Origin of the sequence: Hydrogenobacter thermophilus TK-6, from assembly GCF_000010785.1 — a bacterium.
GTDB lineage: Bacteria > Aquificota > Aquificia > Aquificales > Aquificaceae > Hydrogenobacter > Hydrogenobacter thermophilus.
The window spans coordinates 764,073-780,238 of record NC_013799.1 but is presented as its reverse complement, the minus strand read 5'-3'; the positions used below and the strand labels follow the sequence as shown (position 1 = coordinate 780,238).

13 protein-coding genes are annotated in these 16,166 nt (G+C 43.4%); 7 read left to right on the top strand and 6 right to left on the bottom strand.

Going from position 1 to position 16,166, the window contains the following annotated elements:
- Nucleotides 1-18 precede the first annotated feature (18 nt).
- Nucleotides 19-660: a hypothetical protein gene (locus HTH_RS04210; RefSeq protein WP_012963479.1), complete on the bottom strand. Its 642-nt coding sequence runs from the start codon at nucleotides 658-660 to the stop codon at nucleotides 19-21.
- Nucleotides 661-757: 97 nt separating this feature from the next.
- Here HTH_RS04210 and HTH_RS04205 point away from each other — a divergent pair, with 97 nt between their 5' ends.
- Nucleotides 758-1,945, top strand: coding sequence for a class I SAM-dependent methyltransferase (locus tag HTH_RS04205; protein ID WP_012963478.1), 1,188 nt, complete (start codon nucleotides 758-760; stop codon nucleotides 1,943-1,945).
- Between the two features lie 266 nt (nucleotides 1,946-2,211).
- The gene (locus HTH_RS04200; RefSeq protein WP_012963477.1) at nucleotides 2,212-3,477 is read left to right on the top strand and encodes an NADP-dependent isocitrate dehydrogenase; all 1,266 of its coding nucleotides are present in this window, start codon (nucleotides 2,212-2,214) and stop codon (nucleotides 3,475-3,477) included.
- On the opposite strand, the gene HTH_RS04195 is transcribed toward HTH_RS04200, so the two are convergent.
- The gene (locus HTH_RS04195; protein WP_012963476.1) at nucleotides 3,442-4,620 is read right to left on the bottom strand and encodes an ABC transporter ATP-binding protein; all 1,179 of its coding nucleotides are present in this window, start codon (nucleotides 4,618-4,620) and stop codon (nucleotides 3,442-3,444) included. The two genes, HTH_RS04200 and HTH_RS04195, sit on opposite strands and share 36 nt — an antisense overlap.
- 10 nt (nucleotides 4,621-4,630) lie before the next feature.
- A complete protein-coding gene (locus tag HTH_RS04190; protein WP_012963475.1) occupies nucleotides 4,631-6,520 on the bottom strand; it encodes an ATP-dependent DNA helicase in 1,890 nt (629 codons plus the stop codon).
- 20 nt (nucleotides 6,521-6,540) lie between these two features.
- Between HTH_RS04190 and HTH_RS04185 the strand changes: the two genes are divergently transcribed.
- Nucleotides 6,541-7,806, top strand: coding sequence for a ComEC/Rec2 family competence protein (locus HTH_RS04185; protein ID WP_012963474.1), 1,266 nt, complete (start codon nucleotides 6,541-6,543; stop codon nucleotides 7,804-7,806).
- Here the strand turns inward: HTH_RS04185 and HTH_RS04180 are convergent.
- The gene (locus tag HTH_RS04180; protein WP_012963473.1) at nucleotides 7,772-10,057 is read right to left on the bottom strand and encodes a DNA gyrase/topoisomerase IV subunit A; all 2,286 of its coding nucleotides are present in this window, start codon (nucleotides 10,055-10,057) and stop codon (nucleotides 7,772-7,774) included. The genes HTH_RS04185 and HTH_RS04180 overlap by 35 nt on opposite strands.
- A gap of 23 nt (nucleotides 10,058-10,080) precedes the next feature.
- Nucleotides 10,081-11,061: an NAD(P)H-dependent glycerol-3-phosphate dehydrogenase gene (locus HTH_RS04175; RefSeq protein ID WP_012963472.1), complete on the bottom strand. Its 981-nt coding sequence runs from the start codon at nucleotides 11,059-11,061 to the stop codon at nucleotides 10,081-10,083.
- A gap of 19 nt (nucleotides 11,062-11,080) precedes the next feature.
- Between HTH_RS04175 and HTH_RS04170 the strand changes: the two genes are divergently transcribed.
- Both HTH_RS04170 and HTH_RS04165 read left to right on the top strand, forming a co-directional pair.
- Nucleotides 11,081-12,037 (top strand): ABC transporter substrate binding protein, encoded by a 957-nt coding sequence (locus tag HTH_RS04170; protein ID WP_012963471.1) that lies wholly within the window; start codon nucleotides 11,081-11,083, stop codon nucleotides 12,035-12,037.
- Nucleotides 12,034-13,938, top strand: coding sequence for a sensor histidine kinase (locus tag HTH_RS04165; protein ID WP_012963470.1), 1,905 nt, complete (start codon nucleotides 12,034-12,036; stop codon nucleotides 13,936-13,938). The genes HTH_RS04170 and HTH_RS04165 overlap by 4 nt, the downstream gene beginning before the upstream one ends.
- Here HTH_RS04165 and argJ read toward each other — a convergent pair whose 3' ends face one another.
- Nucleotides 13,939-15,075, bottom strand: coding sequence for a bifunctional glutamate N-acetyltransferase/amino-acid acetyltransferase ArgJ (gene argJ / locus HTH_RS04160; RefSeq protein ID WP_012963469.1), 1,137 nt, complete (start codon nucleotides 15,073-15,075; stop codon nucleotides 13,939-13,941).
- 46 nt (nucleotides 15,076-15,121) lie between these two features.
- Between argJ and moeB the strand changes: the two genes are divergently transcribed.
- Together moeB and HTH_RS04150 are read left to right on the top strand one after the other, a co-directional pair.
- Nucleotides 15,122-15,937, top strand: coding sequence for a molybdopterin-synthase adenylyltransferase MoeB (moeB, locus tag HTH_RS04155; protein ID WP_012963468.1), 816 nt, complete (start codon nucleotides 15,122-15,124; stop codon nucleotides 15,935-15,937).
- Between the two features lie 3 nt (nucleotides 15,938-15,940).
- Complete coding sequence (locus HTH_RS04150) at nucleotides 15,941-16,165, top strand: hypothetical protein (protein ID WP_012963467.1); 225 nt, start codon at nucleotides 15,941-15,943, stop codon at nucleotides 16,163-16,165.
- The last annotated feature ends 1 nt before the right edge of the window (nucleotide 16,166 follow it).

Sequence of the window (16,166 nt, the reverse complement as noted above, 5' to 3'; positions counted from 1 at the left end):
CCCCAGTTTGCAAAAGTGCTATGCAACGCTTAACTTATCAAAGGAATAAACACTACCTAAAAGTATGTGAGAATCCAATTTATTCACACCATCTTCCGCCGGTCTGAGGAGTTTTACCTCTCCCCCTAAAGTTAAGCTTTTACCTAACTTCTTGTAATTGCTTAAGATGATGCCGTAAGTGTCCCTCAGCTCCTCTACAAAGCTTGCCTTTATGTAAACGAAGTTAGTATTGTAGCACATACTGTCTTTGCACACCTGGGCTATGAGGTTTACATTGCCAGTTATCTTCCCGTAGCCTATTCCCTCTTTACCTGTATTAAAATTCAGTTGCAATTTATAACCTGCTTTAAAGTTTCCAGCTTCAACGGGTATGTGCTTGATAAAAACGCCCACATCGCTAAATCCGTCATTTCTCGTTCCGTCCTTGTACCTGTAAAATGAGTAAGGAATTATCAAGGCTATATCCGTGTTGTCCTTAATTCCGCCGGTAATCTGCAGAACTACATCCTTATGCACTGTTTCATCGTAGTGCTTGAAACGTGCGTACTGAGTTTCCCACTGAAGACCACCTTTACCCAGAGTATCTGCATCCTCACCGGTGAAAGGGAAAAAGGCAAAGGATACCGAAATTAAGAAAAGGCACAGAAGCATCCTACTCATCATTACACTCCAAAATTGAGATTGAATATTGATTTATTATATAAAAAGAGAATAACTTCTTCAAGGGCATAAATTATGGAATTAGGAGGGTTGAGTCATGATAGCATCCATCGTGGAAGAAGTAAGCAAAAGATTGGATGGGGGTTTGTGCGTTGAGCTTCCCGATGGGAAAGTTTTGGGCGCTGGCAAGTGCAAAGTGAGGATAAAAGACAAAGATGTAATTAAAAAGGTGTTGAAGGACCCGGAGATGGGCTTTGGCGAGGCTTACATTAAGGGAGGCATAGAGGTAGACGGAGATCTTGAAAGTTTTTTGGTAGCATGCACTTGTTATCTGAGGGAGAAAGATGAGGATAAAAGTTTCAGAAATAGCTGGGGGAGGATGCTTCTTAAGTACCTTGGACTTTTGAAGTTCCTTGAGGGAAAAGAGGTGAGAAGGCATTACGACCTTGGTAACGATTTCTATCAGCTATGGCTGGATAGTTCTATGACTTACTCGTGCGCCTTCTTTTCCAATAAAGACCAAAGCCTGGAGGAAGCTCAGGCAGAGAAAAGAAGCATAATTTACGAGAAACTCCAGCTTACCGATGGAGATAGCCTCTTGGACATAGGTTGTGGATGGGGATCCATAATACTTGAGGCACCAAAGCTCTACAATATAGAAGCTACAGGTATAACACTTTCAAAAAATCAGTACGAGTATGTAAAATCTCGCATAGAAAGCGAGGGTTTAAAAGATAGGGTGCGGGTTTACCTTATGCATTACGAGGACCTGCCAAAGCTTGACAAGAAGTTTAACAAAGTGGTCTCTGTTGGTATGTTTGAACATGTGGGAAAGGGAAGGCACAGAAAGTTCTTTAGAGTGGTGGAGAAAGTTATTCATGAGGGGGGGCTCTTTCTTCTTCATACTATAGGGAAGGTTCTGCCAGAGAGCCAGAGCAGGTGGATCAGAAAGTATATATTCCCGGGTGGGTATATACCTGCACTTACAGAGATACTTGAAGCATCAAAAGGTTTGGGTTTTAACCTCATAGATATAGATGACTGGAGGCTTCACTACTATAGAACACTTAGAGAGTGGAGAAAAAGATTTTATCAGCATACCCGAGATGTTGTACAGAAGCACGGTGAGGAATTCTTTCGTATGTGGGAGCTTTATCTTGTTTCTTCCGCCGTCTCATTCCTAACAGGGTCCAACCATCTTTTCCAGATTCTATTCTCCAAGGGTGTTCTCAATAACTACCCGATTATGAAAAGACAGTTTATAGTCAATAATTTTGTGGTTTAACAAAGAAAGGGCTAAACTGAGGTCTTGGATGGATTGCTTAAAGAATTAGATAAAAGAGCTGAGAGAACTTGAGATAAAGGACAATGTATTGAACAAGGTTTTTCATGCAGACCTTTTGGGAGCATTGAACATAGTGGATAGGGGATAGTAAGCAGGGAGTATTACTTCCTGCAGGGTGGATGGAAAAACTTGGAACTTAAAACCCAGTTTTTTCATAGCTGAGGTGTTAAAATATTGAAATCATAACTGACGGAGAGGTGAAAGCGATGTTAAAGGTGGAAAGTGTTTATAGGTGGGAAGGTAGCCTGAAGGTGCCACAAGAAGGAAAGTTTATAAAACTCAAGGAGGACAAAAGTATAGAAGTGCCTAACTTTCCCATCATACCTTTCATAGAGGGGGATGGAATAGGTGCCGAGATTATGCCTGCCATGATACACATAGTAAATACTGCCGTAGAGAAGGCTTACGGAGGTTCAAGAAACATCTTTTGGGTAGAGCTTCTGGCCGGGGACAAGGCTGAAGAAAAGACAGGCAAGCGTATGCCAGAAGAGACTATAGAGTTTTTAAAGGAAGCGGTTGTTGGCATAAAGGGACCTCTTGGCACACCCGTAGGTAAGGGAGGTAAATCTCTCAATGCTATCTTGCGCCAGTCTATGGACTTCTATTCAGCCATAAGACCTGTCTATTGGCTGGGTCAGCCTGCACCCATACCTAACCCCGAGAGGGTCAATGTGGCTGTCTTTAGAGAAAATTCTGACGATGTTTATATGTCCATAGAGTACATGCCTAAGGAGGAAAGGACGCAGAAGGTTAGGAAGTTCTTTATTGAAGAGATGGGAGTGTCCGAATATGCCCTTCCCGAGGATTGTGGCATCACGGTAAAGCCTATGAGTGAGTTTAAGACAAAAAGGCATGTAAGAAAAGCTCTCCGTTGGGCTTTGCAGAATAACAAAAAGGTGGTAGCTGTTGTAGGCAAAGGCAACATAATGAAAGCTACGGAAGGTGCCTTTATGAACTGGGCTTTTGAGGTGGCAAAAGAGCCTGAGTTTGAAGGAAAAGTGATAACGGAGGGAGAGCCAAAAGATGGTCAGGTTTTGATGGTTAAAGTTATCACCGATCAGATGCTCATGCAGCTGGTGTTAAAGCCGGAGGCTTACCATGTGATAATAACTCAAAACCTGAATGGAGATTACATATCTGACCTTGCCTCCGCATTGGTGGGTGGTCCAGGGTTTGTGCCCAGCGGAAACATAGGTGACGGATATGCCCTGTTTGAAAGCACTCACGGAACCGCCTACGACATAGCAGGCAAAGGTATTGCCAATCCTCTATCGCTGACGCTGTCCGGTGCTATGATGCTTGAATACTTGGGTTGGAAAGAAGCCTCCGAGCTTATATACTCCGCAGTCAAAAGGACCATAGCTGAAAGGCTTGGAACGCCGGACATAGCTAACGGCTTTAGAAAGCAGGGATTGGAAGCTAAAGAGCTTACCACCTTAGAGTTTGCTAAAGCTATAGCCGATAGGATTTAACTCAAGACTTGCCTTTATCCTGAATATGCCCAGGTCAACGACGGACTCTTTTGGCACATCAAAGGGTAAGCTTTTAACATCGTAAATCACTGCCCCAGCCTCATCAAGAAGGTAGGCATCTGCAAAGTACTTTCCATGCAGTAGCGGGAATTCTGGAAAGGAAAATACAGCATTTACACTCTCGTTTACAACTATCTCAACGCCCTCATGCTTGGTAGAATAGACACTTATTAGCTCATTGTCGTTTCTCCTAAAAAGTATGGCAAGGACAACCTTTTCCCTTCTCTTGGACCTTATTCTTATCCAAGCCTTGAGGGTCTCTCCGGGTCTTATCTCCTGATGAGAGAGCCTAAAATCCTCTATGTAGGCGTGAGTTATGTTAGCCCTCTGCACCTGCAAGTGTTCCTGCTCTATCTTATCCTTTTCTCTCATGTAATCTTCATACTCTTTAACTACCGAGAAGGGGTCGCCCTCCATCTGTATCCTGCCATCCTTTATCCATATTGCCCTGTCGCATACATTGGTTATCTGATAGGTGGAGTGGGTGGTGAAAATAAGCGTCCCTCCGCTTTCTTTGAACTCTTTTATCTTGTCAAAGGATTTCTTTTGAAAGTGTATATCACCTACGGATAGAGCCTCGTCTATTATAAAGACTTGGGGATTTAAAGCTATCATCACGGAAAAGGCAAGCCTTACCACCATACCAGTAGAGTATGTTTTTATGGGTTGGTGCAGAAGGTCACCCAGCTCGGAAAACTCGGCTATAAAGTCAAGTCTTTTGTCTATCTCGCCTTTGGAAAGACCATTTAAAGAAGCATACATGTATGCATTCTCTATACCGGTAAATTCGGGATGAAAACCTGCACCCAGTTCCAGTATAGCAGCCACCCTTCCCAGCACCTTTACCTCTCCTGAAGTAGGCTCTAATACGCCGGATATTATGGAGAGCAGCGTGCTTTTCCCTGCGCCGTTTTCTCCTACTATCCCCAGCGCCTCACCCTTTCTAACTTTTAGATTTATATCCTTAAGGGCTACCTTTTCGTAGCTAAAGCTTCTTCTTAACAGAATTTCCTTCAGCCTGTCCGCAGGTTTTTTGTATACTCTGTAAACCTTTGAGACTCCTTTCAACTCTATAATGTCCATGCCAATGTATTTATTTTAGCATCTTAACCACCCTTACCTTTATCCCCAGCTTTTCTACTACTCTAAGAAATTCCTTAAACTTGAATATCCTTTTATCACATAACACTATGGTTCCTCTGTCTTCTTTGCTCCTTATAAGTCTGCCTATACCCTGCTGAAACTTGATGAGGGCTTTCCTCTTCTGGTATTCAAAGGGGTCCTCCCCAACAGACTTTAAAAACCTTATCCTGTGGAAGGTTATGGGGTCCTCCGGACTTTCAAAGGGTAGCTTTGCCATCAAAAGCCCCTTTTCACCCTTTACATCTATTCCAAACCAAAGGCTGTCAAGCCCGGCAAGAGCCTTTATTCTTCCCTCTCTGAGATGCTCCACCAGTTTAGAAAGACTATCTTCCCCCTGAAAGGCTAATCCCTCCTCTTTCTCAAAGAGCTTCATGTGCTCCCTGTTGGTTAAAAGTATTAGGACCTTATCGTACAAGGTTCTAAGATACTTGTAAGCTCTCATAAGACAATCCTTCCAGTCTTCTTCTCTTGGATCCACAAGGTAAACAACAAAGTCAATCTGATGATACGGCAAGGTGTGTTCCAGCTCGTAGTAATCCCCCACAATTCCGAGAGTTTTCTCAAGGTCTATTGGGTTGGCAGTAGCTGATGTTATCACCACTGCCTTATAACCGCTAAAGTCTATAAAGCCTGATGGAAAGACTGGAAAGCACTCAAGCCTGTAATTGTAAGTTTGTAGCTTCCTGCTCCAGCTTCTGCTAACCATGTATCCCATCTCGGGCTTTTCTTCCTTCATAAGCTGGAAAAACTCTTTAAGCCTTGTGAGCCTTTTGGTAAGAAGTTGGTATGTTTTGAGCTTCTTTAAAAGCTTCTCTTCTTCTTGGCTTAACTCTTCGTAGTTGGAATTTATCTTCAGATAGTCCTCCCAAGCAAGCACCCCGCTATTTAAAAGGTAGTCTTTGAGCTTTAGACTTACAAATAGCCTTTCCTTTAAAAAGCTGTGGATGCTGTGCATAACTTCTTCTTTTACTCTCTGGTAGAGGGAAAAAAGTGCTGTCATGATTCGCTTTTCAAAATCTTCTGCGTATGGACATAGGTTCTCAAGAGCTACTTCCTCCTTTCCTTCCTTAAAGAGGTGTTCAAAGTTGTCTGTAAAAAAGCTCTCTATGTCCACATGGGCGGAAGGCAAAAACTCCCGTATTCTTCCAAGAATGTCTATCCGCAGAGTGTAAGTGGAAAAGCCTGTTTTAAGACTGCTTGTAATGTATTTGTCAAGCTCGTGAGCTTCGTCTATAACCAAGAGTCTCTCCTCTGGATTTTCAAACTCCCTCAGACTCAAAAGGGCATGGTTAATTATAAGTATTTGTGCAGATTTTTCCAGATTCTTTAGCTTGCTCCAGTAGTAGCATTCATATCGGTATTTGCACATATTTCTGTAGTAAGGGGTGCAGTAGTCGTCATCTACGCACAGCTTTTCCCTGAGGTCTACATCAAGGTTCACAAACTCAAAGTCTCCATCCCAGCCGGAGTTTATAGCCATCTCCAGCTCAGGCACTTTTTGTGCCTCTGCGTAATACCTGTCCAGACATAAATAGTTGGACTTTCCCTTAAGCACCACATAGCTGACATGGTTGCCCAGTATGTAGCCGGCATAGCTTTTGATGACTTCCAAGTCTCTTCTTAGCTGTTCTTGTAAAAGCTTTGTACCTGTTGAAATTATTGCCTTCTGACCTTTTTCTACTATGGGTATAAGGTAGCCGTAAGTCTTGCCTGTGCCGGTAGGTGCCTGGATGATTTTAACTCCCCCTTCCTCCATTGCGGAAAGCATCAGTTTAAAAAACTCCTCCTGACTCTTCCTACTCTCCAGTCCTCTTTTAAGCAGAAATTGGTAAAGAAGCACTATGTAAGATAATATAAATCATGGGGGAGACAGAACGGCACTTAAAGCAGTTAGCTTTGTTTTTTGTTGCAATACTTATTGCTTTTCTTAGGTCTGAAGGTGGTCAAAAGCAAGATCCTGATGATTTAGGCAAGGGCAGATTGGTGCTGACAGTGGAAGGCGTGCCTCATGTGGAAGCCAACAGGTTAAAAGTCAGGGTAAGAGTATTGGGTGGAGATTTCTCAAAAACCTACGGAAAAACCGGATATCTCACGCTTTTTGGAGCTGAAAGCATACCCTCAAAGAGCTTTGAGGTTCTGGGCAAAGTAAAGCTAAATAACGGGAGAGTGTTTATTTATGCCAGCTATAAGGATATAAAAAGTTTGGTATTTACCGGAAAAAGCATCAGGGGATTGTTTATGCAGAGGGTTGAAGAGAGGGTAAAGGATCAGGAGGTCAAAGGTCTTGTATTTTCGTACCTTTTTGGAGAGTCTCAGGAAGTTTTACCTTTTGAGTATCAAGCTTCCTTTTTTAGTACAGGGCTTTTGCATCTTCTTGTAGTGTCTGGTGCTCACCTTACGCTCATAGCCATAATTCTAAGGTTTTTGCTTCCGGGAGTGTATGGCTTGCTTCTTTCGCTGGTGGGTGTGAGCCTTTACACCTTTTTCATAGTGCCACCCGACCCTCCTGTCCTGAGAGCTTACATCATGATATTTATGGCTCTTCTTATAAAGCTTTCTTATCACAGACCAGATTATCTCAGTTTGCTTCTCTTTTCTGCCTGCGTCTTGCTGTTTTTATTTCCAGACTATGTATCTTCTTACTCCTTCTGGCTTTCCTTTATGGCTACTTTATACATTGTCTTAGCCCTTAGGCATACGGAGAAAATAAAAGAGGCTATTTCTTCTGAGAACCTTTACAGGGTTTTTATGTCCTTCTGGACTTCCTTTTTTGCCTTCTTTGGCACATGCAGTATAGTGGCAACTTTCTCTTTGATTACACCTGTTGGTATTTTGCTCACTCCCCTTTTGAGCCTTCCTTTTTTACTTTTTACCGCTTACGGAGTTTTAGAGCTTCTGACCTTCTTTAGCCTGCCTTCCTTTCCCCTTGAAGTGTTGGGAAAGCTCATTCTCAAGCTTGTGAGCCTTTTCTCTTTCGCAGGCTTTACTCTTAATGTGCCTATCTCTGTCTTTCAGGCTGTCTTTGTAGGTGCGGTTGGGGGCGCTCTTCTCTACTTTTTAAAAAACTGGTGGAAGCTTCTGGCAGCTCTTCCTACTGTGCTTTTTTTACTGCCACTCTTGTTATAATGTCCTCATCAATGCTCCACCTTTGGACTTCCTTTAAAGGTATCTCCCTCTCTTCAAGTCTGTCGTAAAACACCTTCCCCTCTTGAGTGGCTATCATAAGCTCAACGCTCTCTTTTATGGGCACTATGTCCACCGCATCCCCTTTGGTGCGTGCCGTGGCTGTCATACCTTTACTGCCCCTTCCTCTTGCAGGTATGTCTTTGGCATTGATCTTTTTGACCGCTCCCTTCTGTGTTATGAGCAGAAGGTAAGGAAAGTCAGTTATGGCTCTTGCACTTATAAGCGTATCATCACCTTCCAGTTTTATGCCTATAACTCCCTTTGACCCTACTGTGGCGGGAGGTATGTCTCTGATGGGAAACCTGAGCATCTTTCCTTTTCGTGTAAGGAGTAATATATCCCCCTCTTCGGGAGATTGTAAAACTTTGACCACCTCATCTTCCTCTTCGGAAAACTTTATTATGGACATGCCCTGCGTCTTGTACTCAAAATCCACTATGGGTATCTTCTTCACATATCCACGCTTTGTGATAAGTATTATGCGATGGCTTGCCTGAGACCTGACAAAAGCACCCACAACGCTTTCATCTGCCTCCTTAAAGGAAACCTTACTTCCCTGAAGAGCCTGAGACCCAGCTATCCAGTAGACTCTTCCCCTGTTGGAAACCATAAAGAGCCCTTCGCTGAAGGGCACATCCAGCACATCAACCACCTGCCCCTCCTCCTGCATTTCTTCCAGAGGCATGATCTTTCCGTTGGAATATATGATGACAGTAATCTGCCCCACCTCTTCATTTTCAAATCCCAGCACAAAGCTTCTTCTGGGTGAGGGAAACTCTTTGACTATCTCTTCCATCTCCTGAATAAAGACTTTTATCCTCTCCTCTTCACTACTTATGAGCTTTTTGTAGTGTTCTATGCTTTGGATAAGCTGTTTCTTTTCTTCCTCCAGCTTGGAGCTTTCCAAGGAGGTGAGCCTTTGAAGTCTCATATCCAGCACAGCATTAGCTTGCCTTTCGCTAAGTGTGTAGTTTTTCATAAGCTTTTCTTTTGCCTGCGGGACATCTTTGGAGCTTCTTATGTCTTGTATAACCTTATCCAAATGCTCAAGAGCTTTGGTAAGACCTTCAACTATGTGGAGTCTGTCTTCTGCTTTTTTGAGGTGATGTTTTGCCCTTCTTAATATCACCTCCAGTCTATGTCTTAGAAACTCCTGAAGAAGCTCCTTTATACCTACCTGCTTGGGTTGGTTGTCTATAAGCACCACAAAGTTTATGGGAAAGTTCTTCCTCAAAGCTGTGTGTTTGTATAACTTTTCCAGAACCTTTTGACCTTGCGCATCCCTTTTTAACTCTATAACTATCCTTATACCTTCCTTATCCGACTCATCTCTTATTTCGGATATCTCCTTGAGCTTGCCTTCCCTTACCAGCTCCGCCATTCTCTTTATAAGTTCAGCTTTGTTGACCTGATAGGGTATTTCGGTTATAACTATTTGCTCCCTTCCGCCTTGAAGTTTTTCTACATGTGCTTTTGCTCTGACTCTGACATGTCCTCTTCCTGTATGGTAATACTCTATAAGTTCTTGGTAATTTTCCACTATACCACCTGTAGGAAAGTCTGGACCTTTTATACGCTTCATTATCTCCTCTGTGGAGATGTTGGGATTTTTGGCAAGCTCTATGAGAGCACTGCAGACTTCTTTGAGGTTGTGGGGTGGAATAGATGTTGCCAAACCCACCGCTATGCCACTGCTACCGTTGCAAAGCATATTGGGAAACTTGGAAGGCAAAAGGGCAGGTTCCACAGTAGAGCCGTCAAAGTTGGGGATAAAATCAACGGTATTTTCTTCTATGTCTTCAAGCATCTTAATGGCTACCTTGGAGAGTTTGGCTTCGGAATATCTCATGGCAGCGGGAGGGTCACCATCTATGGAACCAAAATTTCCCTGTCCTGAGATGAGAGGGTATCTCATGTTAAAGTCCTGTGCCATCCTTACTAAAGCATCGTAAACCGCCTGGTCGCCGTGAGGATGATAGTATCCTAAGACCGTACCCACTATCCTTGCGCTCTTGACAAAAGGTTTTTCTGGAGTTAGACCCATTTGATACATGGCGTATAGAATCCTTCTTTGCACAGGCTTTAGACCATCGCGTGCATCGGGAATAGCACGACCTACTATAACGGACATGGCGTAGTCTATGTAAGACTGTTTTACCTCTTCTTCTATAGCAACGGTGGTTATCTCCATGTTTAAAATTATAACTTTTAAAGCTAAAGGACTTCAAATTCCTCTTTTGGCGGTCTGAGAAGCAGGGACTTTACCACCTCTTGAATATTCTTATTTTCAATTATCACCTCATAAACTGCACAAGATATGGGTGCGTATATGCTAAGCTCCTCCGAGAGTTTCTTTACTGCTCTTACAGTATAAGCTCCTTCAACTACTTGTCCTATCTCCTTAAAAGCCATCTGTGCACTTTTGCCTTTGCCTATCAAAAACCCAAAGGTTCTGTTTCTTGACTGGGGTGAGCTTGCAGTCAGAAAGAGGTCACCCATACCAGAAAGCCCATAAAAGGTTTCTCTCTTTGCTCCCAGCTTTACACCTATCCTTACCATCTCCGCAAGTCCCCTTGTTATGAGAGAAGCTCTTGCATTCTCACCGTATCCCAGCCCGTCGGATATACCGCAGGCTATGGCTACAACATTCTTTAAGGCTCCACCAAGCTCAACACCTACTATGTCCGTAGAGAGGTAAATGCGGAAATTTTCCGAAAAGAAAGCGTCTCTTATCTTTCTCATCTGGTCTGTGTCCTCGCCTGCCAAAACTAAGGCGGTTGGCAGTCCTTTTGACACTTCTGAGGCAAAGGAGGGACCCGAAAGGGAGAACACCTGTGCGGAGCTGTGAACTTCCCTCACTATTTGAGATACCCTTTTGTAGGTACCTATCTCCAAACCTTTTGATGCGGATATTACCATCTTTTGTGAGAGGTCTAAGCTTTGAATAACTCCCCTTATTGCCTGAACTGGGAGGGCTATAATCACATAGTCCGAATAATGCTCAATGTCTTCCAAACTGGTGGTAGCTTCCACGCCTTTAAGCTTTATGTCCTTCATATAGGGATGATTTCCTCTGTTTATTTCTCTTACAATATCTTGGTTTCTGTCGTATACAAGAACTTGGTGGTTCAACCTTCCCAGGTGCAGAGATAGAGCCACACCCCACCTTCCACCGCCAAGTATAGAGAGCTTCATAGGGCAATATAATTATAGCATGAGGCTCTTTATCATCCTTCTGTGCTTTCTTACTCTGCTCTCCTGTTCAAAAGAGGATACAAAAGTAGCTGTACTCATATCAGGTGAGGGTAGAATGAGCAAAGTGCAAGGTTTTGAGGAGGGGCTCAGAGCGTTGGGTGTCAAAAACATTAAACTGGATGTTTATGTGGGAGATAACAACCTTAAAAAGCTGGAAGAGAAGGCTATTGAAGTAATAAACAGACTTGAAAGGTACAAACTTATAGCTGTTGGTGGAAGCATAGAGGCATACTATCTTAAAAAGCTAAAACCTGACATGAAAAAACCTGTTGTGATAATGGGGGGGACTGCGGTAAGAGCTTGGGGGCTCACGGACAGCATGAGCAGACCTACCGACAACATAACCGGTGTGGACAATCTAAACGCAGAGCTTATGGAAAAGAGGATGGAGATATTTCACAGGATCTTCCCACACATAAAAAAGGTTGTGGTTTTTTGTACTCCGCAGTTTGAGGCATCCAAGCTGGCAACAAGGATAACGGTAAAGGCAGGTGAGAAGTATGGTATAAAGGTGGTTCCCGTATCTGTGAGGGACGCTCTTGACCTGGAGTATGTCATAAGTCATATGAAGGAGGATGGCTTTGGTGGAATAATAATAACGCCCTGCTTTTATACGGAAAACTTCCTGACTTCGTATATACTTCAGTACGCAAATTTCTATCAGGTGCCAGTTATGTGTCTCTCGCCCGAGCAGGCAAAGGGAGGCTGTCCTGTCGCTTACGGAAGTTCTGGTTATGAGCAAGGGTATCAGGCAGCCTTTATAGCTTACAGATTGCTCAAAGGAGAGCAGGTGAAGGATGTACCCTTTGAGAAGGTTAGGAATATAAAACTTGTCATAAACCAGAAAGCTTTGAGGGAGTTAGGAATACCTTACGATCCGCAGATTATCTCCCTTGCGGATCAGGTGCTAAGATGAGGAGGAGTTTAAAGGGTAGGATACTTTTGCTTTTGACTTTTGTCCTTGCAGTTCAGGTGGTTTCTTACTTGAACCACTTCTATCTCATCAAGTCAGAGCTGGTGGAAAGATGGTATAAAAACGCAAATGTGCTGGCTAATGCAATATCCGACAGACTGAATTATCTTTTGGAAGAGAAGATTAGCGAGATAAACACGCTTATAGCCAAGTACGAAAGAATGGGCTTTTCACCTGACGAGATCCTATGGCGTCTATCGGGGGATATAAACAGCATAACCGAAGGCGCCTTTTATGATATTACAGGTAAGCGTGTGGCTTTCTCAAGCAGACTGAAAACTTCATCCGTCTTTGAGGATGTGCTGAGCTCCCTGCTTGAAAAGACAGAAATGCTTGGATATTACACGGATAGTTACGGAGAGCTTTATGTAAAGGTCAAAATTCCTGATTTTCAGGATAATGTGTTTAAAGGTTTTTATGTGGTTGGCATAAATCTAAACACTCTTTTGGAGGACATTTATCCACTCAGTCTGCAGAATGCTAACCTATACCTCTTAGATGGTAAAGGTAAAGTCTTGCTAAGCATGCGTCAGACAGGTAAAGAGAATTCCCTAAAAGCGAGCGCCAGAGTCAAAGGCACGGACTGGATGCTAGTCCTTGAAGAACCTTATAGCGCCGTTATTAGCCCCGCTTACGGATTTTTGTTCAGATCCTTAATGTTTGGAGTTATGAGCACTGTAGGATTGGGGATTGTAGCTTTTTTGATAATACTGCGTATATTCAAACCGCTTGATAGACTGAAAGAGAACATTATTGAGTGGAATAAAAACAGGCGTATAAACCTCCAAAGCGATGATGAAATAGGGTTGCTTTCCAAAACCTTTGAAAGACTTGTGGATCGCTTGGAGAGGGAGAAAGAAGTTTACATGAGCATATTTAACAGCTCGGTGGATGGTATGCTCCTCGTGGACAGGGAAGGGAGAGTAAGAAAAGCTAACAAGAGCTTCTTGGAGAGATATTCGGTAAGTGAAGAAAGCCTTGTGGGCAGGCATATATCAGAGTTCATAGAACCTTACTCACCTGAGGCTCTTTTCCTTCCTGAAGCGCTTCTCACATTGGGAGGTAAGAAATACATAATCAACATGTGTGCTGTGCAGATAAATACGGAAAATGGAGAGTTCACTCTATATCAGCTCAGGGACATAACGGAAAAGAAAGAGCTTGAGCTTATGATCTACAGAACATCAAAGTTATCGGTGGCGGGAGAGATAGCCTGTTCTATAGCTCACCAATTAAACAATCCCCTTGCCTCCATACTGACGCATGCAGAGTACATACACAATGCATCCAGCGACCAAAGGTTAAAAGAGAAAGCCCAAGTGATAATAAAGCAGGCACTCAAAAGTGCAGAAACAGTTAGAAGGCTTTTGGATTTGGCAAGAGCCTTTGACGGAAAGCCACAGAAGGTAAATCCCTATAACATAACAAAGGAGGTGATTCAACTCCTATCCTTCAAAGCTAAGAGAAAGAAAGTTATCCTTGAATTCACCAGCGATACAAACCCAGAATTAGGTATAGTTTGCTTCTCTTGGAAATTGGAGCAGGTTCTGGTAAATGTTATAGAAAATGCCATAGATGCTTCTGAGCAGGGTCAGAAGGTGGAGATTAAGTTAAGGCGGGAAGGGGATAGCTACGTTTGGATAGTAAGGGATTACGGCAAGGGAATTGCTGATGAGGATCTCAGTAAAGTGTTTGAACCTTTTTACACCACCAAGGAAGACGGTACTGGACTTGGACTTTCCTTGGTGAAGAGGTTTGTGGAAGACATGGGCGGAAGTATAAACCTGAGGAACACCGAGAGTGGTTTAGAGGTTAAAATAAGCTTACCTTTGCAGATTTTCTGATCAGCTACTGTACTCAGCGTTAATCCTCACATAATCGTAAGAGAGGTCACAGGTATAGTAAGTCCAGCTCTCTTTACCCTCCATGAGGTCAAGCACTATCTCAACTTCTCTGTTTTCTTCCATGTATGCCTTTGCCTTCTCGTTAGCCTTAGGATGTGCTTTCCCATCGTAAACCAAGTGATTACCTATGTAAAGTTTTAACCTGAACTGGTCTATGGGAAAGGCGGTAGAGCCTGCTGAGGCTAATATCCTCCCCCAGTTGGGATCTCTGCCAAAGATGGCCGTCTTTACAAGGTTTGACGTGGCTATCTTCTCCGCTATTGTTTTTGCCTTTAGCTCAAGGGATGCATTTTTTACTACAACTTTGATGATCTTAGTTGCTCCTTCTCCATCTTCCACCATCTTTTTTGCCAAACTCAAAGACACCTCGTAAATAGCCTCTCTCACCTTCTCAAGGTCTTCTTTTATCACCCCAAGACTTATTATGCCAAAGCTATCGTTAGTGCTGGTACACCCATCAACGCTTATAGAGTTGAAGGTCCTTTCTGCCACCTGTCTGTGAAGATAACTTAGTGTATAGCTGTCTATTTGCGCATTGGTAAAGAGAAAAGCTAACATGGTGGACATGTTGGGATGGATCATGCCTGCCCCCTTTGCAAAACCGTAAACCTCAAGAGATCCCATTTTGACAAAATCGTACTTGGGAAACCTATCTGTGGTAGATATGACCTCACTGGCTCTTTTGAGGTCAAGTGGCTCAAGAAGACTGCAGGCATCATCAATGGCTTTCAAAAGGTTATCTATGGGTAAAGGCTTGCCTATGATGCCCGTTGAAAATACCAGCACCTGACCTTCTTCTATGTCAAGATGCTGAGCTACCCTTTTTGCCATCTGCTCTGCATGCATTATACCTTCCTTCCCCACACCGCAGTTGGCATTACCGCTGTTTACCACAAAAGCCCTTACTGTTCTGCTCTTTTCAAAAACCTGCTGAGAGTATATTACACTTCCTGCCTTAAAGTGATTGCTGGTAAAGAGAAAAGAAGCATTACAGATTTGAGGTAGAAGCACCACCAACACATCTGGTTTGCCTTCGCTTTTGAGTCCCGCCTTTCCTACTCCCATAAGGACATTCATAGAGAAAATTCTATCACACTCGTGCGATGGATATATAATTTAATCTATGTTTAAGTTTACCGAAGAGCAGATAAAGAGGTATGCAAGACACATAATCCTGCCGGAAGTTGGTGGCAAGGGGCAGGAAAAACTGCTCAATTCAAAGGTGCTGGTGATAGGTGCTGGTGGTCTTGGTTCTCCTTCCATTTTTTACCTGGCTGCCGCAGGTGTTGGGACCATAGGTATAGTAGACTTTGATGTGGTGGACTTTTCAAACCTTCAAAGGCAGATACTCCACACTACCGAGAGGGTAGGTATCCCAAAGGTAGAATCTGCACGCATGACGGTAGAGAGATTAAACCCGGATGTCAAGGTGATTACTTACAATGTGATGATAAACAAGCACAACATCATGGACATAATAAAGGATTACCATGTGGTCCTTGACGGTACGGATAACTTTCCCACTAGATTTCTCATAAACGATGCATGCTTTTTTGCTGGCAAGCCACTTGTGTCTGCTGCTATGCTCAGGTTTGAAGGGCAGATAAGCGTATTTGACTACAGAAACAAAGAGCAATCTCCCTGCTACAGGTGTCTATTCCCAGAGCCTCCACCTCCCGGATTGGTCCCCAGCTGTCAAGAGGCAGGCATCTTAGGGTCCATTGGTGGGATAATGGGATGCATTCAGGCAACAGAAGCCATAAAGCTCCTTCTGGGTATAGGTGAGCCTCTGGTGGGTAAGCTGCTGGTCATGGATGCCCTCTCCATGGACTTTAGGAAGGTAAAACTGCGCAAAGACCCCAACTGCCCTCTGTGCGGCGAAAGAGCGACCATAAAGGAGCTTGTTGAGTACGAGCAGGTCTGTGATGTGCACTTCTGAGTCATGAAGCTGATCCTATACTTTATCCTCTTGGTGATTGTGCTTGGAGCTTCTGCTTACTTGGTTTTTCTCAATCAACAACCTGTGAGTATATGGCTCACTCCCCAGATGGGGGAGTATGCTTACGCCACTTACCAAGTTCCCCTGGGACTTCTGGTGCTTCTTTTTTTCTTTTCGGGATTGGTTCTGGGATACTTGCTTCACAGCATCCTAAACCTTCTGAGGTGAG